Raw genomic sequence first — 240 nt, 5'->3', positions numbered from 1 at the left:
AGCAACCCCATTACAAATGGCAACCGCTTACGCCACCTTTGCCAATGGCGGGCATCGCATTCAACCTTATTTTATTGAACAAATTTATAACTATAATAATAAGCTTTTGTTTCAAGCCAATCCCCAGCAAGCTTGTGCCCTATGTTTTAATGAGCAGCTCGACGATGTCAATAAAAAACTAACTGAAGAATATGATGCAAAAATAGAGGAAAGTAAAAAAGTAGCTGAAGACAATAAAAC

At 37.1% G+C, this 240-nt stretch carries 1 protein-coding gene; it reads left to right on the top strand.

The window, feature by feature from the left end; translation table 11 throughout:
- Positions 1–240: penicillin-binding transpeptidase domain-containing protein (locus tag AAEY75_RS16875; protein ID WP_352260320.1), on the top strand; the 240-nt coding region annotated here is incomplete at both ends.

Source organism: Psychrobacter sp. TB55-MNA-CIBAN-0194 (genome assembly GCF_040309505.1).
Lineage (GTDB): Bacteria > Pseudomonadota > Gammaproteobacteria > Pseudomonadales > Moraxellaceae > Psychrobacter > Psychrobacter fozii.
Note: the sequence above shows the minus strand (reverse complement) of the source record. Positions and strands in the feature narration are given on the sequence as shown.